Source organism: Candidatus Vallotiella adelgis, assembly GCF_020541305.1.
Lineage (GTDB): Bacteria > Pseudomonadota > Gammaproteobacteria > Burkholderiales > Burkholderiaceae > Mycetohabitans > Mycetohabitans adelgis.
The window spans coordinates 301416-325907 of record NZ_CP047396.1 but is presented as its reverse complement, the minus strand read 5'-3'; the positions used below and the strand labels follow the sequence as shown (position 1 = coordinate 325907).

Annotated in this window: 15 protein-coding genes and 1 tRNA gene; 12 read left to right on the top strand and 4 right to left on the bottom strand. The window is 45.0% G+C overall.

Annotated features, from left to right (window positions below; genetic code table 11):
- The first annotated feature begins 3396 nt into the window (after positions 1–3396).
- The 5 genes from GJV44_RS01225 to GJV44_RS01205 all read left to right on the top strand — a co-directional run bounded on the left by GJV44_RS01225 (position 3397) and on the right by GJV44_RS01205 (position 9018).
- Positions 3397–4188 carry an ABC transporter permease gene (locus tag GJV44_RS01225; RefSeq protein ID WP_226806693.1) on the top strand — a complete coding sequence of 264 codons (792 nt, stop codon included), beginning with the start codon at positions 3397–3399 and terminating at the stop codon, positions 4186–4188.
- Between the two features lie 12 nt (positions 4189–4200).
- Positions 4201–4929, top strand: a complete 729-nt coding sequence (locus GJV44_RS01220) for an ABC transporter ATP-binding protein (RefSeq protein ID WP_226806692.1) — start codon at positions 4201–4203, stop codon at positions 4927–4929.
- 65 nt (positions 4930–4994) lie between these two features.
- Positions 4995–6851 (top strand): DUF4422 domain-containing protein, encoded by a 1857-nt coding sequence (locus GJV44_RS01215; protein WP_226806691.1) that lies wholly within the window; start codon positions 4995–4997, stop codon positions 6849–6851.
- 161 nt (positions 6852–7012) lie between these two features.
- Positions 7013–8164: a UDP-galactopyranose mutase gene (glf, locus tag GJV44_RS01210; protein WP_226806690.1), complete on the top strand. Its 1152-nt coding sequence runs from the start codon at positions 7013–7015 to the stop codon at positions 8162–8164.
- The gene (locus tag GJV44_RS01205; protein WP_226806689.1) at positions 8161–9018 is read left to right on the top strand and encodes a glycosyltransferase; all 858 of its coding nucleotides are present in this window, start codon (positions 8161–8163) and stop codon (positions 9016–9018) included. The genes glf and GJV44_RS01205 overlap by 4 nt, the downstream gene beginning before the upstream one ends.
- A gap of 292 nt (positions 9019–9310) precedes the next feature.
- Here the strand turns inward: GJV44_RS01205 and GJV44_RS01200 are convergent.
- The 4 genes from GJV44_RS01200 to GJV44_RS01185 form a co-directional block, all read right to left on the bottom strand.
- Positions 9311–9385 (bottom strand) — tRNA-Val (locus GJV44_RS01200).
- A 122-nt stretch (positions 9386–9507) separates the two neighbouring features.
- Positions 9508–10251, bottom strand: a complete 744-nt coding sequence (gene dnaQ / locus GJV44_RS01195) for a DNA polymerase III subunit epsilon (RefSeq protein ID WP_226806688.1) — start codon at positions 10249–10251, stop codon at positions 9508–9510.
- A gap of 54 nt (positions 10252–10305) precedes the next feature.
- Entirely contained in the window at positions 10306–10749 is a 444-nt protein-coding gene (gene rnhA / locus GJV44_RS01190) for a ribonuclease HI (protein ID WP_226806687.1), read from the bottom strand.
- A gap of 55 nt (positions 10750–10804) precedes the next feature.
- On the bottom strand, positions 10805–11617 hold the full coding sequence (locus GJV44_RS01185; protein WP_226806854.1) for a class I SAM-dependent methyltransferase: 813 nt from the start codon (positions 11615–11617) through the stop codon (positions 10805–10807).
- Between the two features lie 735 nt (positions 11618–12352).
- Between GJV44_RS01185 and GJV44_RS01180 the strand changes: the two genes are divergently transcribed.
- From GJV44_RS01180 to GJV44_RS01150, 7 genes are all read left to right on the top strand, one after another.
- On the top strand, positions 12353–14263 hold the full coding sequence (locus tag GJV44_RS01180; RefSeq protein ID WP_226806686.1) for a transglycosylase SLT domain-containing protein: 1911 nt from the start codon (positions 12353–12355) through the stop codon (positions 14261–14263).
- 517 nt (positions 14264–14780) lie between these two features.
- Positions 14781–15941 carry a glutamine-hydrolyzing carbamoyl-phosphate synthase small subunit gene (gene carA / locus GJV44_RS01175; RefSeq protein ID WP_226806685.1) on the top strand — a complete coding sequence of 387 codons (1161 nt, stop codon included), beginning with the start codon at positions 14781–14783 and terminating at the stop codon, positions 15939–15941.
- Positions 15942–16088: 147 nt separating this feature from the next.
- Entirely contained in the window at positions 16089–19343 is a 3255-nt protein-coding gene (carB, locus tag GJV44_RS01170; RefSeq protein ID WP_226806684.1) for a carbamoyl-phosphate synthase large subunit, read from the top strand.
- Positions 19344–19485: 142 nt separating this feature from the next.
- On the top strand, positions 19486–19962 hold the full coding sequence (greA, locus tag GJV44_RS01165) for a transcription elongation factor GreA (RefSeq protein WP_226806683.1): 477 nt from the start codon (positions 19486–19488) through the stop codon (positions 19960–19962).
- A gap of 976 nt (positions 19963–20938) precedes the next feature.
- Complete coding sequence (locus GJV44_RS01160) at positions 20939–21595, top strand: RlmE family RNA methyltransferase (RefSeq protein WP_226806682.1); 657 nt, start codon at positions 20939–20941, stop codon at positions 21593–21595.
- Between the two features lie 195 nt (positions 21596–21790).
- Positions 21791–23701 carry an ATP-dependent zinc metalloprotease FtsH gene (ftsH, locus tag GJV44_RS01155; protein WP_226806681.1) on the top strand — a complete coding sequence of 637 codons (1911 nt, stop codon included), beginning with the start codon at positions 21791–21793 and terminating at the stop codon, positions 23699–23701.
- A gap of 288 nt (positions 23702–23989) precedes the next feature.
- Positions 23990–24376, top strand: a complete 387-nt coding sequence (locus GJV44_RS01150) for a dihydropteroate synthase (RefSeq protein ID WP_226806680.1) — start codon at positions 23990–23992, stop codon at positions 24374–24376.
- Positions 24377–24492: the final 116 nt, after the last annotated feature.

Genomic DNA, 24492 nt, shown 5'->3' with positions numbered 1-24492 from the left:
AAATCACTGTTAAATATAACAGTTTATTATTTCATAAAGAATAATTTTTATCTAATAAAGTAAAGTAGTATTAATTCCATATTTTATTATATAAATATTTATATAAATTTAGTTTATCGAAATTTAATTAAAATAATTTTATTATAGTATATTTTTATAATAAATTAACAAAATTTATTATACGAATTTCTCTTTTTTATATAAAATATAACAAATAGAATTATATAAATAAAGCAACAGTTCTATAATTTATTCCGTAATGTGGTATTCATTATAAACTGTATAAGCACTTTTTCGGTAACTTACTCTATAGGGATTATTAATGTCAGAAATTTTTAAAAAATGAATAGTAATAATTCCATATATTATCCCATCCTACGACTTGTAGTTAGTATTTTATGATTTCTTTAAAAAAAGAATTATATAGCCTTAGACACATAATCTTGTTCTCGTTTTTTAATTACATAATATTTACACTAGTTAATAAAATTATAATAGATATTATAACTATATTAAAAATTTCAAAAATATATATTTTTTGTAAAAAATTTATATTATGTTATAATAATAAAAATAAATTAATTAATAAAATTTAGGATATAATTTAATATATGTTAAGTATATTTAATATTCAATATCTGCTATTATTTATATATATACATGGAAATAATAATACTTATTATATAATATTGGCTTGCGGATTAAGGGAAATATTTCATTCATCTAATAATAGTTTCCTTATAAGTTAATGGAAGACGGTTGATTTATATTGATGAAAACTCGTATTCTATAATATTTATCTACACTATTTATTTTGTTTACAGCTCAAATAGTAGCTGTTGTCACCGGATCCCGTGGGGTGACTTTTAATAATGATATAAGGATAATATAATGCCGAGTTTTAAGCATAAAGCTTATTCTGCTTCTACTCAAAAATTATGGCAACGTATATAAAATTTTTGACTTTACACTAGATATGTTTTTTCTTTAAACGATCCAAGAAACGAATTCTCTAAATATAAATAAATTTATTGCTTTACAAAAATACTTGTCTATAGCTAATCATTCAAATATATTTTATATACAAATATAATTTGTAATTAATATGAAAGCACTTTCCTATTTAGGCGAGATATTGTATATTTTTTAGAAACACACGCTTCGACAACTTAGTCAGCAAGATACAATGGCGGAAAAAATACTCGATTTCTAGTAGATAAGTGATTTTTTCAGACAAACATTTTTCACGCCTTAATCAGATTTCTAATCTTATTATCAACTACCTAAGTAAAGAAAAGAGTACTATAGTAAATTATTTTAATTTAAACAAAAAAATATTAAGTATATGTATTATTATTTTAATGCATAAAAAGTAAAATATATAACTAAAAAATTTACTTTTTATACAATATACTCTCAGGTTGATGATAAATGTATCTGAATTTATTATTACATATTCGATATTTCAAGAAAATAAGTTAACTAAAATATAATGAAGGTTTACATCTTCTCGGAACAACATTTCAATATATAGTATATTATATTTAGTTAATATATTATATATCTATATACTCTAATTATTTTCTAATATATCGCTAACGCGCATATGCTTTAAGCAGCTAATACCCATAATACTGATATGGGTTTTTGATGTATATAAACGGTAGTTCCCTACGAAAATCTGCTGCCTGTAGAAGAAGAATGTTTAGACAATATTCTTCAGTAAATATAGGTTTATCTTCTTAAAAAATGCAATAGAGAAGTGTAACTATGTGATAGTTAGATATGTATCTTTTTTGCGCGGGTAAAGTGCATAAGCTGAGTAGCAAAAATTTCTGCGCTGACTATGCTAGCGTCATACGCGAGATGAAATATGATGCTCAGTATATTAACCTATAAAAGTTCTAACCTCAATGTGTAGTACGTTGCAGATCCCGGCCACATTCTTAGAGCAAAAAGAGACGCAGGAAGCCCAGTAGGCGTAAAATAAAAGACTGACATAAGATACTAATTCACGACTTTAAGATAGCTAGGTTTCGAGTGCTAAATCTGAAAGAGTAGATGTCACTATAACACTCGAAGCGTATGTGGACAGAGGTTTAAGAATTATTAAGCATCAATATTGAATTTCAGATCGACATCAGTTTTTTATATAAAAAGACAGGTCAACGTTTAGTATTTCTACGCCAGGCTAGGTAGGACGAATTTCATTACATAACAGACACTAATTATTGGTAGAAATGTCATGTTATGCAATGTAATTGGGTACTGGATATCATCCGATAGTTGTTAGCTGAGCAAGTGAGTCGAACAAGCAGCTCTTTGTAATGCAGCCATTGATCAGAATATATTATATATAGAGCATATATCTATATGTACCCTTTTGCATATGAAAAATTTTCGCTATAATCTTGAATATGTTGCTTATAGATAAAATTCATACGCTGATGTATGCACGTAGTGCCATGCAGAAGTTCTACAAGCTTCTTAAGATAAAAGCCGTTATTATTTCAAAGCAGATGAGTCTAAAAATAGAAAAACAGTCTACCGTCTATTTGCTGGTGGAGAATAAGTTTTTCCAACAAACAGGCTTGGACCGAGAAATATTGCGCCTATCTACCCCCAGTATTAGCTCAATCTATTTACTTATCCGACAAAAATGCTAGGCTCTTGCTTCGATTATTACTTATTACTCAGATGTTCTAACAAACCAAAAGGTCCGCAATGGATACGCGGCGCTAGTTGAGTTGACAGGAAGAAAACATCCGATTGATCGTTTATTACAAAAATGTGGGTTATAGGCAGACATAATAAATCATTTAAAGTATGTGGGTCAATTTTCAAAATTGACTATAGTTTCGGTCATATAGTTTCGGTCATCGCAACATGAGTTATCGTCGGAAATACAACGTCGTGCGCATAGCAGATGATAGTTAATGTGATGATGGGGCTCTTGGGGGGTAAACGTACGGTTCAACCGCGTGCCTGTTAAACTAGTAGAATGCGTCAGGAGACTGTACAAGTCTGGCAGGTAGTGGTAAATCTACGCTTTATGCTATCAGAAAAGTTTCCTGAAAATAGATAATTTATTTCCTCAAAATTTTTTGAGGATTGCGACCTTAGGTTGCACACGCGGAGGAAAAGTTAGGGCAGTCTCGTGTATTGTCTCGCTGTGTGTAGTGTTTTTTAAGCAGGAAGTGCGGTATGCATAAAAAAAGAGCCGATTTTTTCCTCCCTATAAAAAGCTCTTGCTCAACCAGTTTATTTGACTGGAGAAAAGACGCTAATTTTTTGCGGCCGCTTGCTAAATCGTGTAGCGTTAATACTAGCTGCCAGCACTAATTCTGCTAGCTATCGCTGCTAAGCGAATATATAAAACTAACGATATCTCAATTTATGAGACAAATAGATTTCCGCAAAAACGAACTCTGGGATACGGCGAAGGCACCCTATCTTTGGGGCTTGCTCGCGTGGTATGACATCAAGCAGCGCTACCGACGCTCGGTGATTGGGCCGTTGTGGATGACGCTCAGCACTGGTATTTTAATCGCTATGCTTGGTGCTGTTTGGTCTCTGATCTTCAAGATGAAGATTGGCGAATACCTGCCTTTTTACGCGGTGGGGCAGGTTATCTGGTCGTTTTACTCAACGCAGCTTAACGAATCCTGCGTAGGATTCACACAATTCGAAGGGGTAATAAAACAGACACGCTTACCAGTACCGTCGTACATCTTACGACTCATTGTGCGAAATCTCATTATTTTCGCGCATAACTTTCTCGTACTTATAGTTGTGATTTCGTTTATTGGGCCTGGGTGGTCATGGACTACGCTAGTAGCAATCCCGGGCTTGCTATTTTGTACTATAGCGATTTATTTTGCCTCATTATGTATTGCCATTCCATGTACTCGTTTCCGTGATCTTCAGCCTGTTGTCCAGAGTGTTATGACGATCGGTTTTTATGTTACGCCTATCTTATGGCAGCCCCAAACTCTTGGAGACCGTTTCTTGTGGCTCATAAACTTGAACCCAGCGACACATCTTATTAACGTTGTGCGTGACCCGCTACTCGGTACGTTACCACCTCCTCAGTCCTGGGCCTGGGTACTGGGAGTGGTTATCTTTTTTGCTTTAACAGCCTCATTGTTGCTATCGCGTTATCGGCATCGCATTGCATACTGGCTTTAACAGGATTGTTGGATGAATTCCGTACATATCCGCGCCGAATGTATCACGGTTGATTTTCCTATTTTCAATGCATCGCATCACTCTTTTAAGAAGGCTGTGCTGCGTGTGGCTACTGGCGGGCGTGTTGCACGCGATGCTGGTGGGCAAGTAGTTGTCCGCGCTGTGAGCAATGCAAGTTTCGAATTTAAAGCCGGCGATCGAGTTGCTCTGGTTGGTCACAACGGTGCGGGAAAAACCACGTTGTTGCGGGTCTTATCAGGTGTGTACAAGCCAGTTTCTGGCGCACTAGATGTCAGGGGTAGGATTGGTACGCTACTTGATATGTCGCTGGGCATAGATCCAGAAGCAACCGGCTACGAAAACATTTTTTTGCGTGGCATTATGCTGGGTCTACGCCCAAAAGAGATTGAAGAGAAAATCGACGAGATTGCGGAATTTAGTGAACTTGGAAACTATCTCGACATGCCCACTAGAACATATTCTAGTGGGATGGTTTTACGCCTCGCCTTTACAGTTTCGACCGCAGTACGTCCCGATATTCTGCTTATAGACGAATGGTTTTCTGTAGGCGACGAATCGTTTAATAAGAAAGCGTCCGATCGCCTCAATTTACTTGTTAAGCAGTCATCTATTCTTGTCATGGCTTCGCATTCGCCTCAACTCGTGCAAAAAATCTGTAATCGCAAGATTGTTCTCGAAAAAGGTACGTTGACTGAGGTACCAGTCAATCAGTGTGATTAGTACATCTTGAGCTTTCTAGAACACAATTCTTAATCTTCTTAGTGTCGCTCAACAGACCTTTCGTCATGTCTACGACGCACAGCCCAGTGCATATCTATGTTTGCTATCATAAGCCTGCATCGGAAACGGTATCAGATAGATGTTTTGTGCCGATCCAGGTGGGCGCGAGCCGTTCGTCTATTGACTTAGGATTTACTCGAGATGACACTGGCCACAATATCTCACACAAGAATAGCGCATTCTGCGAATTAACGGCGCTGTATTGGGCCTGGAAGAATGATCGTGCTGCACAGTGGATCGGACTCATGCACTATCGGCGTTTCTTAGACTTTAGTGGCGAAACACATAGAATCGATGCGCATGGGTGCGCAAACTACAACTGTCTCGATCAGAAAAAGATAGAAACCCTGGGTCTTACAGCATCTTGTGTTGAGTCATTTCTCCTGTCAAGGCCAGGATTGCTTGCCGTGTTACCACAGAGATGGTCTGTTCGTAACGCAGGGAACTATACATTGCGTACACACTACGCAAAAGCAGCCCATCATTATGGGACTGATCTCGCTATACTGCGCAGCGTGATCAGTGATTTATATCCGACTGACATAAAGCATTTCGATGCGGTTATGGATGCGCACGAAGGATACTTCACAAACATTTTTGTTTTCCGTCGCGAACTGTTCGATGAATATTGCCAATGGGTATTCTTGATTCTATTCGAGGTTGAGCGCCGCTTTGATCTAACAAACTATTCGATGGCTGCTCAACGCGTCTTTGGCTACATGTCCGAGCGTCTTTTTAATGTCTTCGTAAGTAAACGACTCGCTAATCCGAAAACCTATATTGAACTCGAGCGCGTTTTTATACAAGGTCAGCGCGTCGCATATTGCGCTCCCGCACGACCGACTGACAATTCAGTGAGCGTAGTGACGGCGTCAGATAGCAACTTTGTTCCCCACCTAGCGACTTTCATGACATCGGTACAGGCTAACCTTGCGCCACATCGAAAGCTAGACCTGATCATACTAGATGGTGGTATTTCCGACTATCAACGAGCGCTGCTTGAGCGGCAATTTCAGCTGAATGGACGTGGGCTACTCACGTTCTTATCTTGCTCAGACATGTTCGCCGATATTCCACTGCATGCACATTTCTCCGTTGCAACCTTTTATCGCTTAAGCCTTGGCGAACTTCTTGCCAAACATGACCGCGTTGTTTATGTTGACGCAGATACAGTCGTTCTTGGTGACTTATCCACGATCTATGATATAGATCTAGCCGGACGTGCTGTCGGAGCTGTTCCTGACGTCATCATGCGCAGTTTTGCGGCAACGGGTGTACCGGCTTTTATAGAAGCGGGTGGTGCGCGCGCTAGCGATTATCTGCGAGACTGGCTTAGCATGGGTAATCGCGGCAACGAATATTTCCAAGCCGGCCTCATTGTCATGGACCTTAAAGTACTGCGCGCGATAAATCTACGCGAACATGCCTACAGAGATCTGACAAGTAAACGCTACTGGTTTCTAGATCAAGATGTACTTAATCAGCATTTGCTTGGTCGTGTCAAGTTTTTAGACCTGAGTTGGAACGTCGTCAACGCGTCGATGGACGTAATATCTGGATTAGGCACCAATCTAGCGGAAAAAGTACGTGAGGCATTTTCAGCACCTCAGATGGTTCACTATGCTGGTTTTGAGGCGAAGCCCTGGAATAACCCAGCTGCGCCGCTTGCACATTTCTATTGGTATTATTTGCGCCGCACATTCTGGTATGAGGCTGTGATTGAACGTCGTGAAATATCTGCACCCACGCTAGACGCCGCTATAAATCGAAGCCACTTTTACCGATTCGCGCGCAAAATATGGCGCCGCATACCGAATGCATTGCAGCGGCGTTTATTTTGGGTACGGGACCGCATGATGTAAGTAGGACAGGTTCTGGAGTCGTGGTGTGCTGCTTGGCGCTCCTCCAAAGCACGTAGGCGGCGTATATACCAAAAAATTCAGCAAGATGCTAATCTTGAATAGAATTATGCAGCTTTCGGTACTACAGTACCGCATATTTTGAGTCCTTGCAGGGTTAGGAAGTGAAGAAAATCGGAATTGTAGGGGCGGGTTTTACCGGAGCAGTTCTCGCATACAGGCTTGCACTTGAGGGATATAGCGTCGACGTATTCGATAGCCGGCCTCATCTTGCTGGTAATTGTTATTCGAAACGCGACAAGGAGACGGGTGTGATGGTCCATGTCTACGGTCCACACATTTTTCATACCAATGACAAGCACGTTTGGAAGTTTGTCAACCATTTTGACGAATTTATGCCGTTCGTTAACCGAGTCAAAGCAATCGTTAAAGGTCGCGTCTACACGCTCCCAATCAATCTGCTTACTATTAATCAATTCTTTGATAAAGCACTAGCGCCATCGGAAGCTAAGACTTTTCTTGCATCCATGAGCGATAAATCTATTGATATACCCCAGAATTTCGAAGAGCAGGCACTAAAGTTTATCGGTCGCGATCTCTATGAAGCATTTTTTCTCGGATATACGGCTAAGCAATGGGGTATACACGCCACAAAGCTTCGGGCAAGTATTCTAAAGCGTTTACCCGTGCGCTTTAATTACGACGATAATTATTACAGCAGCCTTTATCAAGGTATGCCTAGGAACGGCTACACATATATCGTGGAAAAGCTATTAGATCATCCTTCGATTAAAATTAATCTGAACGAATGCTTCGAGTACGGACATGCAGAAGGATATTCGCATGTGTTCTATAGTGGTCCTATCGATAAGTGGTTTGAATATAAAGACGGCCGTCTTGGCTACCGCACGCTCGATTTCGAAGCGTCGCGCTATCATGGCGATTATCAGGGTAATGCAGTAATTAACTATTGCGATGTTGCAGTACCCTGGACTCGCATTTCGGAGCACAAGCATTTTGTTCCGTGGGAATCGCACGAGCGCACGCTTATCTTCAAAGAATATAGCCGATTCTGCGGTGAAAACGATATTCCGTACTATCCAATCGGCCTTGCAAAAGAAAAGACACTGCTAAAGCATTATGTAGATCTGGCGAGGCAGGAGCGCAACGTAAGCTTCGTAGGCCGTTTAGGTACTTATCGCTATCTGGACATGCATATAACGATACGGGAAGCACTTGATGCGGCAAATATATTTCTTATGGCACAAGATAAAGGACATGATATTCCGGTTTTCTTCGTGGATCCTCTGCAGTGAATATTACAGCGATTGTTGTCACACATAATCGGGCTCAGCTGCTTGAGGATGTACTGCGAGCTCTATTGTCACAAACTAGTGCCCTACAGTCTATAGTCGTAGTTGATAACGCCAGCTCACCCGAAACAGCGCAAGTATTACAACGCTTTAAAAGCGTCTATGTCTTACGGCTCGAGAAAAACATAGGCGGTGCAGGCGGTTTCGCAGCCGGTATCGAGCGAGCCATAATGCATGGTGCTGATTGGATGCTACTGTTGGATGATGATGCCATCGCGCAACCTAATCTCGTAGAGTGCTTTAGAGACGTATTACCTGCCGCCTTGGAACAGCGTGTAGGAGCGCTGTGTTCAAGCGTCGTTGAATTAGGCCATGTCGCACTGATGCATCGACGCATGTTCAATCCGAAGACTCTCCGAGAGTCTGTTATCCCACGAAAATTATATTATAAAGTCCGGATGCAGGTAGATATAGCATCTTTTGTTGGATTCTTATTAAGTGCACAGGCGGCTCGTGATGTTGGTTTACCCAATGCATCGTTTTTTCTCGCCTACGATGATACAGAATATTCGCTACGTTTAGGTCGCTCTGGATGGTTTATCTGGCTCGTGCCTTCGGCAGTTGTTGATCATCTACGCAGTTCGAATAGACGCTTGCGTAATAGTCTTTATACAACAAAGCACTATTTTCATCTTCGCAATCAACTTGCAGTTTTGCGCCATTACGGTACAGCGCCAGGCTGGCGTCTATGGCTACCGATTATGCTACACGGCTTTATTGCAGCTAAGGATTTTCGCCTCAGCTCGTTATGTACCTGGCTCAAAGCGCTGCGCGATAGTCGCGGAATGCGCCTCTAAACGCGCCGCTAATGGGCGCAAGCACCTTTTACGATGCGCTATAAGAAGCATATTTTATTGTATTCTCTTTTCTCTAGCCTGCGATATAGTTTATGTCCTGCGTGCATTAATAGATGCACGCTATAAATCTCTTGCTATATAGCAGATAAATGCTAGTGCTTAGTTATGCTTGTTTCAGCGATTTTTGCCGTTTCTGATCGAGCCATTGACTTTCCGCTAGACTGCTACAGCAGTACGCTTTCATATACATTTTATATTTCGAAAAATACGGAGCTAGTTTTTTTTGAATAGTTGGTGGGTAGTACTGGGATCGAACCAGTGACGTCTGCCGTGTGAAGACAGTGCTCTACCACTGAGCTAACCACCCATACTAGTTTAGTAGTATGACCGTATTTTCCAGGCCCGTAAAGAGCTCTTTACGGGCCTGAGATATGTTCTCAACATCCAAGCTTTGATGCGAAGAATCAACTACGTGGTACCACTGAAGTATCATACAGTCGCTATGGGTAGAGGTTTATTCGCTAGACATAGTGTCTCCCTCCATACGCAAAGCTTTTTGAGTGTTTTATCGAGTTGATCAAGCATGTCAGCGTGCGCGGCCAGCTCATCATCGTTTGCACTGAGAATGGGTAGTTGAAATTGGGCAAGCGACACTCGCTCTGTAGCTACCGATGCCAGACCTGGCGTGTCAGCTAGTATATCAATAGCTAAACATTCTTGGCCTCGCGTCATTTTTAAGTAGATATCGGCTAGTAATTTTGCATCAAGAAGTGCACCATGCAGCGTACGATGCGTATTGCTAATGCCGAAGCGATCGCATAGTGCATTCAGTGAGTTGCGCTTGCCAGGGAACATTGCCCTAGCTTGCAGCAGCGTATCGATTACTTCACCGCAATGATCACGAAACGGTGGTAATCCTAGCATCGAAAATTCTGCGTCGAGAAAGCTAATATCGAACGGTGCGTTATGAATAATGATGCTGGAATCCTTGATGAAATCGCGTAGCAAAGCGGATATTTTTGAGAACTTCGGTTTGTCGCGCAGAAATTCTGTAGTCAATCCATGCACAGCTAATGCGCCAGGATCGCTATCTCGCTCCGGATTAATGTATAAATGCAGATTATTACCAGTCAATTGCCGGTTGATGATTTCGACACAGCCGATTTCAATAATCCTATCTCCACCCTTAGCGTTTAAACCAGTGGTTTCAGTATCGAGAACAAGAAGACGCATAATAAGATTGCCTATTCGAAATTAGGATGAGATAGGTCAGTATATGACCTATACCTACTCTAATGATGCTACACCTCGATTAGCTAGCGCGTCCGCCCATTCATTTTCTAGATGGCCGGCGTGGCCGCGGATCCAGCGCCATTCGATCTCGTGTAGCGCGCTCAACGCATCAAGCCGTTTCCACAGATCAGCGTTCTTAACTGGACTTTTTGCTGTAGTCATCCAGTTTTTTTTCTTCCAGCCGTGAATCCACTCACTGATTCCTTGTTGTACGTATTTTGAGTCGGTATGGACAACGGTCTTACATGGTCGTTTGAGTGCCTCGAAGGCGGCGATGACAGCCATCAACTCCATCCTATTGTTAGTTGTTGAACGCTCGCCACCAAATAGTTCTTTTTTCTGAGCGCCAAAGCGCAGCAAAGCGCCCCAGCCACCCGGACCCGGGTTGCCTTTACATGCACCATCCGTGTAAATTTCAATAATGGTGTTAACTTCCATAAGTTCGTTAATAAGAGGGAGGCGATACACCATGCTAGTCGCCTGGCTGCTATCGTCATCGGACGTTAGTCGCCGAAATCGGGTGCAGCGCTGCTGCAAGCGCCTGTTTTCTAGCTTTGGTCGGGCCGATTAGCCGCATGCCATATACTCGCTTGATTGCAGTGATCACATACGTTGCGCCTAAAATAGGCCACCAGCGATTACCAGCTGCTTCCATAAATGCATACCGAGCAAACCATTTCTCGGTGTCCACTGGCGGGCGGTAGCAGCCGAAGCGGCCATAGTCAGGTTCGAGGCCGAGCAACTTGATCCAGTCTTTTATCCTTGTAAAGGCGATGAGATCGTGTGCTATTGGAAGAAACGCATGGCTTTTGCCTCGGCTAATCGACTGTCGCATACCCCATAGGCTGAGTGAATTAAACCCGACGATTACGAGGCGTCCATCTGGTACGAGAACGCGCTCGGCTTCACGTAGCAGCCGATGTGGGTCATGCGTAACCTCGAGGGTATGCGGCAGAATCAGTAGGTCTACACTTTGCGATTCGAACGGCAAGTCTAAGAAATTAGACCAAAGTGTTTCGCGTTGCGGTGGAGCGTGGTACCAGCTAGTGCCGGCGGCGTCATGGCTGTTCTGGCATGGCCACTGATAGGGCGCACTGCCGCCGCTAGCTACATCTAAAACTAGGCCGCGCCATGGCATACGGTTCTCGCGTAACGCATCGAGTTGCGGCAAGCCTAACTGTACCGCGTAATAACCGAACATATCAGATACTAGGCGATCGACTTGGTTTTGCTCCCACGCAAGTATGTATTGGCCCGGTGGCGATTTAGTCCAGGTTGGCCAGTCTATAATTGGTTGGTTTAACATTTGTTTATCGATTGTACGTAACAAACGTACCCTGAGAAGCTAGATCAGCGCATAATGCTGGTTCGGATTAAAATACACACTCATCCTGGAAATTCTGCGCTAATTACCGACCTCCTAAAGCCATAACACTTTTAGTGAAGTGCTATACTGCTCGTCTAACAGATGCTAATTATATTGTTGGGATGACAGTTAATTTTTGTTTGCTGTGTAGCACAGGTTATTTTTAGCGGTTATTCGTATCTGTTCGAGAATAGTCAGTAGCAGATACTATCATTTTTGCCTAATGCTACAACAGTGCATAATGCGCATAAACACATGCGCCGCTTAACATCACATGCGCATTTATCCTGGAATAAGGGGTTACGCACTTAGAAGTAGCGACTGTTTTAACCACGATTGGTTATAGGATAGATCGTAAAAAACGCGCCTATTCATTCCTGCAAGCTGATTCGTCCTTGATCCGCTAGCAACTAGCCGACACGTAGGATACGCATAAAAAAACCTCTTCCGAAGACGTTAAATATATTGCGGAATTCAAGCAATATATCGTCTTATAGCAACGGCGCGTGCTACAACCAGCACATAAGTAGTAGAGTTCGAACAAGACCTAAAAAAACAAGGATCAAAGCTAAGATTTTGCAGGATTTTTGGCAGTTTCGTATTGACGAGATACACGCGTTCTGCGTACCATTAAAATCCAATTTTCCGGCAGCCCTTTGGAATTTGAGACGTTCAATGCGATTAATACTTAGCGTGCTGTTAACACTGTTGCTTGCCGCCTGCGCGAGCAACAGCAAGAATTCGGCTCCACTTTCTAAACCAGTTTTCCCTACACTTTCTACCTCGCGGAACCCACGGCTTGTTGAAAGTAATCCAGTTCAGAAGCACGCCACTCTCTCTTCCTCTAAACGTACTATCAATGTTGATCATAGCAGCGTACAAGCCCTGCAAGGCTCCGATGACTTATGGAGCCGGATTCGTTCGGGATTCCAGATTCCGGATCTAAAAAGTGATCTAGTCAACATCGAAACAAATTGGTATGCACGGCGCCCCAACTACGTCGAGCGTATGACTGACCGCTCAAAAAAATACTTATATCATATTGTTGAAGAGCTTGAGCAGCGACATATGCCAACAGAGTTAGCGCTGTTGCCGTTCGTAGAATCAGCGTTTAATCCGCATGCGCTATCAGTTGCCAAGGCAGCTGGCATGTGGCAGTTTGTGCCTGGAACAGGGCGAACCTTCAAATTAAAACAAAATATGTTCCAAGACGAACGGCGCGACGTTGTTGCCTCGACTAGTGCGGCACTCGATTATCTAACGAAGTTGCATGATATGTTCGGCGACTGGTATCTAGCTCTGGCTGCCTATAATTGGGGCGAGGGTAGTGTCAAACGTGCCATTGCGCGAAATCTAGCGCGCGAGTTGCCGACCGATTATCGTAGTCTATCAATGCCGTCCGAAACTCGCAATTATGTTCCAAAGCTGCAGGCGGTGAAAAACATTGTGATGAACTCGCAGAAATATGGACTAACATTGCCGGATATTCCGAATCACCCGTATTTCGTTACCGTAACGACTTCTCGCGATCTCGATATCAAAGTAGCATCTAAGCTCGCAGTTCTTTCGATTGATGAATTTCGTGCGCTGAATCCTGGCTTTAAGCAATTAGTTATTCTTGGTGCATCACAACCTCAGATCTTACTACCATTTGAGAATGCCAACGTATTTGAGAGAAATTTAAGGGAGTACAATGGCAATCTATCGACATGGACGATATATAAAGTAACCGAGCGCGCGACGCCGGCAGTACTAGCCAAGAAAATCGGCATCGATTCGCATATGTTAATGGCAGTCAACAAAATTCCAGCTGGCATGCGACTTAAGTCCGGCTCTACGCTTCTAGTGCCTAAAGACCATAATAATAATAAAGATATTAGCGCCGACGTTGCAGAAAATGCAGTGCTAGCAATGGAGCCATACGTGCTAGACATGCGTAAGATGTTGATCCGCCTCCAGCACAGGCAGTCGATTACAACCGTCGCGCATCGCTATGGGGTGACAGTTGCACAGATTAAGAGATGGAACCATATGCGACGCAATATGCTGATGGCAGGTCAGCGGTTAATGTTGCACGTCCCGATCAAGAGGGTGACTACTAAAGCGTTGCCGGCGCCGCGCGCGCGGCGCTCAGCAAAGATCTTGGCACATACACGGAACAAGTGGGCTATTACGTGCTGCAACGCACGTAAAGGGGTGCGTACGCCCCGCGTCGTGCGTATTTCCGGACTGGGGCGCATTAACATTAAGAAAGCCCGGTCGAAGGCAGGAAAAAGTATCACGAAGTCAACTAGTGCTGCTATGCTCACTAGAAAAACTAAAGTCACCGCCCTTAGCCGCGCAAAGATTTATAGGCATTCGCATGGTCATGTGCTCCACCATGTGCGAAAACACCATGCGCTCCACCATGTGCTCCACCATGTGCGAAAACACCATGTGCTCCACCATGTGCGAAAACACCATGTGCTCCACCATGTGCGAAAACACCATGCGCTCCACCATGTGCGAAAACACCATGCGCTCCACCATGTGCTCCACCATGTGCGAAAACACCATGCGCTCCACCATGTGCGAAAACACCGATAGGGGCCTTATATTAAGGAACGTTATATACGGAACATAGATTAAGCGTAGATGTATTAGGCAGTAGTGTTGCTTCCGGAGAAATCTTTCCTTATTTCCCTCCAGCAGCACCAGGGCAGCACTTCCCCGCGACATATTAGTCGGCACTGGCATTCTCATCCACATAAGATTTGCTGAGTACTTGCTGGTACATTAGCTGTATATTATTAATTTTTCTGCTGAAATCCAGACTAAGAAGTAGTCATCCATTGGAGGGAGCTATTAATCTAGTAGATTTGAGGTTAGCTTAATTTTAAGCTATAGTAAGAAAAATTAAATTAATTAACCTGCACTCTATTGCCTGCCTTTCCAAAGCTGCTTATCTGTTGCGTGCCCGATTCTGTTGAAGCCTGTCACTCGCGGCAGGGACCATTTTAAGCACATTATCCGTGTGTAAAAATAGCCTAAAAAACGGATAATGCGTTCCCATAAAATATGGATGACAGGTCGGCAGTAGGATGCCCCCCGGAAGGAGCCCCCCGTGTTGCCATCTTTTTCTCCTGCTCTGCTTGCACTTGCCGATGGCACCATTTGTCGAGGTTATTCAATCGGCGCCACCGGCCATATGATTGGCGAGGTAGTGTTCAATACTGCAATCACCGGATACCAAGAAATCCTTACCGACCCTAGCTACGCTCGCCAGATTGTTACGCTAACGTATCCGCACATCGGAAATGTTGGTATCAATAGAGAAGATGTTGAATCAGATCGCATCCATGCAGCTGGCCTGGTGATTCGCGATCTTCCGGTGCTGGCGTCCAGTTTTCGCTCTCAATGTACGCTTTCTGACTATTTAGTGGGCGAGGGTGTAGTTGCAATTGCCGGCCTAGACACGCGCTGGTTAACTCGAATTCTGCGCGATCGGGGTGCGCAGAAAGGTTGTATTATCGTTGGGACCGACGAGCGGGAGGCAATCAATCTAGCAAAGTCATTTACAGGTCTAGACGGCTTAGATCTAGCAAAAGCGGTGTCAACACATGCGCACTACAAGTGGACCGAAGCCGAATGGCGTCTAGGTGCTGGCTACCAGATACAAAAAACATCGAAGTACCGAGTAGTCGTATTTGATTACGGCATTAAGCGCAATATTCTGCGCATGCTGACTGAGCGAAGGTGTCATGTCACTGTCTTACCTGCCCAATCCAGCGCTGCTGACGCGCTCGCATTTCATCCTGACGGTGTATTTCTATCTAATGGACCTGGTGATCCACAGGCGTGCGATTACGCGATTGGTGCAAGCCGCGAATTAATCGAGAGCGGTGTGCCGACGTTTGGTATTTGTCTGGGCCACCAGATCATGGCGCTGGCTCTCGGCGCAAAGACGTTGAAAATGAAGACTGGCCACCATGGTGCTAATCACCCGGTCAAAGATCTTGATAATGGAAAAGTGGTCATCACCTCACAAAACCATGGCTTCGCAGTTGACGCGTCAACGCTGCCAGACAAAGCAAAGATTACGCACGTTTCGCTATTCGATGGCACCCTGCAAGGGTTTGCTTTACAAGATAAGCCCGCGTTTTCCTTCCAAGGACACCCAGAAGCATCGCCAGGGCCCCACGACATCGGCTATTTATTTGATCGATTCATAAATCTAATCGAGGCGAGAAAGGCTAGTCGCGGATGCGATATGATTACTACCTAGTACTGTATGCTTGCGCGGAGCTTTACTACCTACGAAGCTGCTATAGGTAGTCAAGATGCAGTATAAGTACAGGTGTAGCATGCGCTGCATTACACTATCTAAACACGAATATCAGCGCGATACACGCGCACATCAGCGAGTAGTGTTATGCCAAAACGGACAGACATTCACAGTATTCTTATCATTGGCGCGGGGCCGATCATCATAGGCCAGGCATGCGAGTTTGATTATTCCGGCGCGCAGGCGTGTAAAGCGCTGCGCGAGGAAGGCTATAAAGTACTGTTAGTTAACAGTAATCCGGCGACAATCATGACGGATCCGGACACAGCTGATGTCACGTATATTGAACCAATTACCTGGGAAGTCATCGAGGCAATCATTGCAAAAGAGCGTCCTCATGCAATCTTGCCAACGATGGGAGGTCAAACCGCGCTGAACTGCGCGCTAGATCTACATCAGAATGGCGTGTTAAATAAATATGGTGTTGAGTTGATTGGCGCGTCGCCTGCGGTCATTGATAAGGCCGAAGATCGGCAGAAGTTCAAAGAGGCAATGAGCCGGATCGAGTTGGGATCAGCTCAATCGGGGATTGCGAGTTCATGGGAAGAGGCGCTAAAGGTTCAGGCTGATATTGCTCAAGCAATCGGTGGCACCGACTATCCAGTTGTGATTCGGCCGTCATTCACGCTCGGCGGCTCAGGAGGGGGAATTGCATATAATCGTGTCGAGTTTGAGGATATCTGCAAGCGTGGCTTAGATCTCTCGCCTACGCGAGAGTTGCTAATTGAGGAATCGTTACTCGGTTGGAAGGAATTCGAAATGGAGGTTGTACGTGACCAGCGTGACAACTGTATTATCGTCTGTTCAATCGAAAACCTAGATCCAATGGGCATCCACACTGGCGATTCAATCACTGTTGCGCCTGCCCAAACGCTGACTGACAAAGAATATCAGTTGATGCGAAACGCGTCGTTCTCGGTGCTCCGCGAGATCGGCGTTGATACTGGCGGATCAAATGTGCAATTTGCAATCAATCCGCGTGATGGTCGCATGATCGTGATCGAGATGAATCCTCGCGTATCTCGGTCATCTGCGCTTGCATCAAAGGCAACAGGTTTTCCGATCGCAAAAGTCGCAGCTAAGCTTGCTATTGGCTATACGTTAGATGAGTTGAAGAACGAGATCACCGGTGGACAGACGCCAGCTTCGTTTGAGCCAACGATTGACTACGTAGTCACGAAGGTACCTCGCTTTGCGTTTGAGAAATTCCGTGAAGCCGATCCGCACTTGACCACTCAAATGAAGTCCGTTGGCGAGGTGATGGCAATCGGACGCACGTTCCAGGAATCTTTTCAGAAAGCGCTTCGTGGACTAGAAGTCGGCGTGGATGGGCTAGACGAAAAGTCGACAGACCGTGATGAGATTGTCAAGCAAATTAGTACGCCAGGCCCAGATAGAATTTGGTATGTCGGCGATGCATTCCGCATAGGCTTATCACGCGACGAGATCTTTGACGAAACCGGGATTGATCCATGGTTTCTTGCTCAGATCGAGCAGATCATCCGGAAGGAAAAAGCACTTTTAAGCCGTTCACTAGCTAGTCTATCGCGGGACGAGCTTTTTTACCTGAAGCAAAGCGGCTTCTCAGACCGGCGGCTAACTAAGCTTATGGATACAAGCCCTGCCGCAGTACGCGCGCGTCGAATCGAGTTAAATGTGCGACCAGTATACAAGCGTGTAGATACTTGTGCAGCAGAGTTCTCAACGAAAACTGCATACATGTACTCAACGTATGAACAAGAGTGCGAAGTACAGCCAACGACAAATAAAAAGATTATAGTATTAGGCGGCGGACCGAATCGGATTGGCCAGGGTATTGAGTTCGACTATTGCTGTGTCCATGCCGCATTGGCAATGCGAGAAGATGGCTATGAGACGATTATGGTCAACTGTAATCCAGAAACTGTATCGACAGATTATGATACATCAGATCGACTATATTTCGAGCCGCTAACGCTCGAAGATGTACTCGAGATTGTCGACAAGGAGCAACCACTCGGTGTAATCGTCCAATACGGGGGGCAGACGCCATTAAAGCTAGCGCTAGATCTAGAAGCTAATGGTGTGCCGATTATAGGTACTTCACCAGATATGATTGATGCGGCAGAGAACCGCGGACGATTCCAGAAATTATTGCAATCTCTAGGGCTGCGTCAACCTCCAAACCGTACCGCCTATACTGAGGACGAAGCCCTGCAACTGGCCGGCGAGATTGGCTATCCACTGGTTGTTCGCCCTTCCTATGTTCTGGGCGGCCGTGCGATGGAGATCGTGCATGAGCCGCGCGACCTAGAACGCTATATGCGTGAAGCGGTTAAAGTATCAAATAATTCCCCCGTGCTATTAGACCGATTTCTGAATGATGCAATCGAATGTGATGTTGATTGCATTTGTGACGGTAATGCTGTTTTTATTGGTGGGGTTATGGAGCATATTGAGCAAGCCGGTGTTCACTCTGGTGATTCCGCTTGCTCGTTGCCACCTTATTCGCTATCAGATTCGACCGTCGCCGAACTCAGGCGGCAGACGGCGGCAATGGCGCGAGCGCTAAACGTAATTGGATTAATGAACGTGCAGTTTGCAATTCAGCAGGTTCCGCAGCTAAATGGTACATTTAGCGATGTAATCTATGTATTAGAGGTGAATCCACGTGCCTCACGCACAGTGCCGTACGTATCAAAAGCAACTGGGTTGCAACTTGCTAAAGTCGCCGCGCGTGTTATGGTTGGACAGACTTTGGCTATGCAGAAAGTAACACGAGAGATTAAGCCGCCTTACTTCAGCGTAAAAGAGGCTGTACTCCCATTCATTAAATTCCCAACTGTTGATCCAGTGCTGGGACCGGAGATGCGCTCGACCGGTGAAGTGATGGGCATTGGACGCACGTTCGGTGAGGCGCTGTTCAAATCGCAACTAGCTGCGGGCTCACGGCTACCTGCCTCAGGCACCGTTCTTCTTACTGTGATGGATTCAGATAAGTTAAAGGCCGTCGAGGTGGCACGCATGCTTCACAAGCTTGGCTACCCTTTAGTTGCAACTAAAGGCACGGCTGCAGCTATTTCGGCCTCGGGTGTTCCAATCAGAGTTGTTAACAAAGTCAAAGACGGTCGGCCGCATATAGTTGACATGATCAAGAATGGCGAGATCGCACTCGTGTTCACGACTGTCGATGAAACTCGAACAGCGATCGCTGATTCGCGCTCGATTCGCATGAGTGCGCAGGCTCATAAGGTTACATACTATACGACGATGTCCAGTGCGCGTGCAGCAGTGGAAGGTCTGCGCTATTTGAAAAACCTAGAAGTCTATGATTTACAGGGGCTTCACGCTCGCCTACACTGATCAACACTGATTGTTGGTCTAGTAACGTACTTATGTAGATGAGGTAAAATGCGTTTTTATCCGCAGTATAAGCCGCGGTTGATCGCACCCTATTCCAGGGATGTCCGCTCAACCGCGGTAATTTTTTAATCTTGAACTGTTTATGAGCACTATTCCACTGACGAAGCGCGGTGCCAACCAACTGCGTAACGAATTGCAACGACTGAAATCGGTCGAGCGTGCCTCGGTGATCGACGCGATCGCCGAGGCACGCGCACAAGGTGATTTATCAGAAAATGCTGAGTACGATGCCGCGAAAGAAAAGCAGGCGTTTATCGAAGGCCGAATCGCTGAACTAGAATCGAAGTTATCAGCCGCGCAGATCATTGATCCGAAAACGGTCGATGCAGACGGGCGTGTCGTATTCGGTGCCACTGTTGATCTCGAGGATCTCGATTCTGCTGGTAAGGTTACCTACCAAATCGTTGGAGATGACGAAGCAGATCTTGAGCATAGCCTAATATCAGTTAGTTCTCCAATTGCTCGTGCGTTAATTGGTAAGTTTGAGGGCGATGTAGCAGCGGTACAAGCCCCAAGCGGTGTGCGCGAGTACCAGATCATCGCAGTACGTTACGAGTAACTTAGTATGTTTTTGTCAATCGTGTCATTCGAGGATAATTTCACAGTGTTTGCTCTACTTGTTCATAATACTTCGAGTCGGCTGTCTTGTTAGCATTGCTCCCCCCGGGGGGGAGCAATGACTATGTTCATATTTATCGACCATAACCGTATGGTCGATACCCCTTCTACTCTAAATACGAGGGAGTGATTAGCACGTGGTATAGATAGTGTTGTGCTACCCTTCCTCGCGCTTACAATTTTCGTGGTTGCTGCATAACTATTTCCTACTACAAACATTTATAAACGGATTGCGTATTTCGGTGCAGAAAACTGAAATTCAAGATAAAATTAATGTAGATTATTATATCTACTCAGCACACTTTAGGGAGTTTCACCCTGTATGTAGTGTTATCTAGTGCATACAAAGTATGCTCGATAGCATGTTAGTATAGTGCTCTCTCATTGCTACGAAGTTTATATTTCAGCGATCACACATTGTCGCTATATTAACGAATACATCCTGCCGGATTGTGCATGATTGCATCCTGCTAGGACTCGCTAGTGTTTTTAGCTCTTTATCACGCCAAATAGCTTGTGAACCTAATGATATGTTGCGCGCTACGGATTAGGGTGCCCGCTGCTTTGATCAATATTTCTATATCACCAGTAGCGTGCCAATATACTAAATAAATGCTGTGAACCAATGATTACTAATCGTTTTTCCTAAGACAATTCGCATTCCTTACCGAACATATAAGTAATAATTACACTCATATGTTTTCAGGGTTTACATTACTTTAGTTAAGTACTACACCAGTCAAAGCTATTTTCGCTAATGTGTGCGACTGGCCTGCAGCAAATAAACTTGCGAGCGAAGAGATGAAATATGAATAATTCGGTAAGGCAGTTCTCGGACAGTGCAGCTTAAACAGGCGCTTATTATTTGCTAAAAGAGTCGCGTGACTATGTTTTTCAGGCTAAATTTAAACTCTTTTATGGCAAAAAACCGTTTTAATCAATCGTGGTTGTATCGCCACATTAATGATCCGTACGTCAAGCTTGCTCAGCATGAAGGATATCGGGCACGTGCGGCGTATAAACTTAAGGAAATAGATGAACAGGACAAATTAATCTACCCTAAACAAGTAATTGTCGATCTAGGTGCTGCGCCAGGCAGTTGGAGTCAATATACACGCAACAAGCTTTCGCTTAAATCTCACCGCGCCAATAGCGGCATTGATGGTACGATCATTGCGCTAGATATTATAGCGATGGCACCAATAGCCAACGTGACATTTATCCAGGGCGATTTTCGAGACAATGCTGTGCTGATGCAGCTAAAAGAGGCTGTTAATGGCCGAGCCGTAGACCTTATCATTTCTGATATGGTCCCCAACCTATCCGGCATTTCGGTAGCAGATGCGGCACGGATCACGCACGTATGCGACTTGGCACTTGAATTTGCAAAGAATCACCTGTCGCCACAAGGAGCACTGTTAGTCAAGTGCTTTCACGGTAGCGGATATAGTCAGCTCGTCGAGCGATTTAAACAGCACTTTAAAATCGTGGGGGCGCGCAAGCCGAAAGCTTCGCGCGATAAATCATCAGAAACATTCATTCTTGGTCGCATGCAGAAGCATCTACATGCGTAAGTACGGAAATACTAGTCCGCTACTAAACCATTTCTGTGTTATGTGCAATAAGTTGTTTTGTCGAGTTTTGTTGATCTCTAACCGAGATCTAATCTTTATGACCAGGGGTGGGTGAACTGGATTAGAATTCCTAGGGGTGGTTGGCTTTCTGGATAAAGGTCGGATACCGCCCTATATAAGTCAAGGAGTGGTGCATTGAGCAACAACATGTTTTCCAAGGTGGTAGTGTGGTTTGTTATCGCACTGGTACTGTTTACGGTGTTCAAGCAGTTTGACAAGCCCCGCATCCAGGAAGACGTCACATATTCGCAGTTTATGGGCGACGCGAAGAATGGCAAGATTAAAAACGTTATAGTCCAGGGACGCGACCTCACTATTACCCCTAAGAGCGGACAGAAATACCAAATTATATCGCCCGGCGACATTTGGATGGTCGGTGATTTGATGAAGTATGGTGTTCAGGTTAGTGGCAAAGCGGATGACGAACCGAATGCGCTGGTATCTGCACTCTACTACCTCGGTCCGACGATCCTGATCATTGGATTTTGGTTCTACGTAATGCGACAGATGCAGGGTGGCGGAAAAGGCGGGGCGTTTTCGTTCGGCAAGTCGCGAGCGCGGCTCATCGATGAAAATAACCACTCGGTCAATTTTACTGACGTTGCAGGTTGTGATGAGGCAAAAGAAGAAGTATCTGAGCTAGTCGATTTCCTGCGTGATCCGCAAAAGTTTCAGAAGCTTGGTGGCAGAATTCCACGAGGAGTTTTGCTTGTTGGACCACCAGGAACTGGCAAGACTCTGCTTGCACGTGCGATCGCCGGTGAAGCGAAGGTGCCATTTTTTAGTATTTCTGGTTCAGACTTCGTTGAAATGTTTGTTGGTGTAGGCGCAGCACGTGTGCGCGACATGTTTGAACAGGCGAAGAAACACGCGCCCTGCATCGTGTTCGTCGACGAAATTGATGCAGTTGGGCGCCATCGCGGCGCTGGTATGGGTGGTAGCAATGACGAGCGCGAACAGACACTAAACCAGATGCTGGTCGAGATGGACGGTTTCGAAGCTAATTCAGGTGTAATCGTTATTGCTGCTACTAATCGCTCCGATGTTCTAGATAAAGCCTTGCTCCGTCCTGGGCGTTTCGACCGCCAGGTCTACGTTGGCTTACCGGACATCCGTGGACGCGAGCAAATTCTGAAAGTCCATTTGCGTAAAGTGCCAATTTCGAATGATGTTGATGCATCAGTGGTGGCGCGCGGTACGCCAGGCTTTTCCGGCGCGGACCTTGCTAATTTAGTTAATGAAGCTGCACTATTTGCCGCACGGCGCAGTAAACGCATTGTTGAAATGCAGGATTTCGAGGATGCCAAAGACAAGATTTTTATGGGTCCGGAGCGGAAATCAGCCGTGATGCGCGAAGAAGAGCGTCGCAATACGGCGTATCACGAGTCAGGGCATGTGGTTGTCGCGAAGCTTCTACCATACGCTGATCCAGTGCATAAGGTAACTATTATGCCCCGCGGATGGTCGCTTGGCGTTACATGGCAATTACCCGAGCATGATCGCGTTAACCTATACCGCGATAAAATGCTCGAGGAGATCGCGATCTTGTTCGGCGGCAGAGCTGCAGAAGAGGTTTTCTTAAACTCAATGTCGACTGGTGCGTTTAATGATTTCGAACGAGCAACTAAGATGGCTCGCGATATGGTAACTCGCTATGGAATGTCTGACGTACTTGGGACGATGGTCTATATTGATACCGAGCAAGACGGTGTGTTCGGCCGTATGTCGTCGCGCTCGGTATCCGAGGCAACGCAACAAAAAGTCGACTCGGAAATTCGTCGTATCCTCGACGAGCAATATGCGCTCGCGCGCACGTTGCTTCAAGATAACCCTGAAAAGGTTAAGGCAATGGCTAAGGCATTGCTAGAATGGGAAACAGTCGATGCAGATCAGATTAACGATATTATGTCCGGCACTGATCCGCGTTCGCCAAAAAACCCGATTCCGCCATCTAGCGATGCATCGAGCGGAGGAACTGGTGATGGAACAAGTGGAGGTACTGAAACAAAACCTACGCCTGGAGAGGCTACCACCGCGTGGGTGTAAACTTTTTCTTGCAAAGGGCTGAGTCCAATACCAGCTCTTTACTATTTTTTCTTCTTGTATTGCTGTTTAATGTTCACCACCTCAATACATTCAGCTCCGATGCTGGCTCAGTGTTGTAATGCGGGCCGCTCTTCGGGCTTACGCGCGACGCGCGGCCTCTAGTGATGAGCATTTTATAGTGGATGATGCTGCATTAGCTATGATGCAGCTCGTGAAATGATCGATGAGGGAGCAGATTAATTAATGATATTTGGGGCCTATATTAGATAAGCGAACTCGCTGCAGTATGTGACACGCATTGCGGGCTCCCGGTGCGATGCAACGCAAGCCGCAGTACCAAAATTGTTATGGATGTCCACGATTTTCTCAACGATCGGGGGGGTCTTATCACTAAAGTGTGCCAGAATTGCCGGAGACCGATTCTATGTTAATCCGGAATTTGGTTTTGGGAAGACAAATGAACATCACTTAATGCTGCTGCGCGAGTTCTCTCAGGCCGTACTCGCTAGAGTACCGAGTGTTGTAAGTCCATCCCGTAAGGAGATGATAGGCGTAATTACAGATCGCAGCATGCTGATAGGGCTAGCAGTCTTTCCGGTATGCCTAGCAGCGGTCGATCGCAGCGCAGCGATTGTGCGCGTGTACGCGATGTTGCGCCGATGGTCGATGCTTTGAGAAGGTTTGGCAGACGATACGGGCAAGACTATGGCGCGATGCGCAATCTTTGCATAGCTAGCTAAAACAATAAATAGCGCATGTTGCCGGTCTGCATGTCGTACAGCATGAAAAGA

Bases quoted from the DNA above. Each gene is read 5' to 3' on its own strand.
- GJV44_RS01225 (WP_226806693.1), top strand. From the start codon at position 3,397: ATGAGACAAATAGATTTCCGCAAAAACGAACTCTGGGATACGGCGAAG.
- GJV44_RS01220 (WP_226806692.1), top strand. From the start codon at position 4,201: ATGAATTCCGTACATATCCGCGCCGAATGTATCACGGTTGATTTTCCT.
- GJV44_RS01215 (WP_226806691.1), top strand. From the start codon at position 4,995: ATGTCTACGACGCACAGCCCAGTGCATATCTATGTTTGCTATCATAAG.
- dnaQ (WP_226806688.1), bottom strand. From the start codon at position 10,251: ATGCGTCTTCTTGTTCTCGATACTGAAACCACTGGTTTAAACGCTAAG.
- rnhA (WP_226806687.1), bottom strand. From the start codon at position 10,749: ATGGAAGTTAACACCATTATTGAAATTTACACGGATGGTGCATGTAAA.
- GJV44_RS01185 (WP_226806854.1), bottom strand. From the start codon at position 11,617: ATGTTAAACCAACCAATTATAGACTGGCCAACCTGGACTAAATCGCCA.
- GJV44_RS01180 (WP_226806686.1), top strand. From the start codon at position 12,353: ATGCGATTAATACTTAGCGTGCTGTTAACACTGTTGCTTGCCGCCTGC.
- carB (WP_226806684.1), top strand. From the start codon at position 16,089: ATGCCAAAACGGACAGACATTCACAGTATTCTTATCATTGGCGCGGGG.
- greA (WP_226806683.1), top strand. From the start codon at position 19,486: ATGAGCACTATTCCACTGACGAAGCGCGGTGCCAACCAACTGCGTAAC.
- GJV44_RS01160 (WP_226806682.1), top strand. From the start codon at position 20,939: ATGGCAAAAAACCGTTTTAATCAATCGTGGTTGTATCGCCACATTAAT.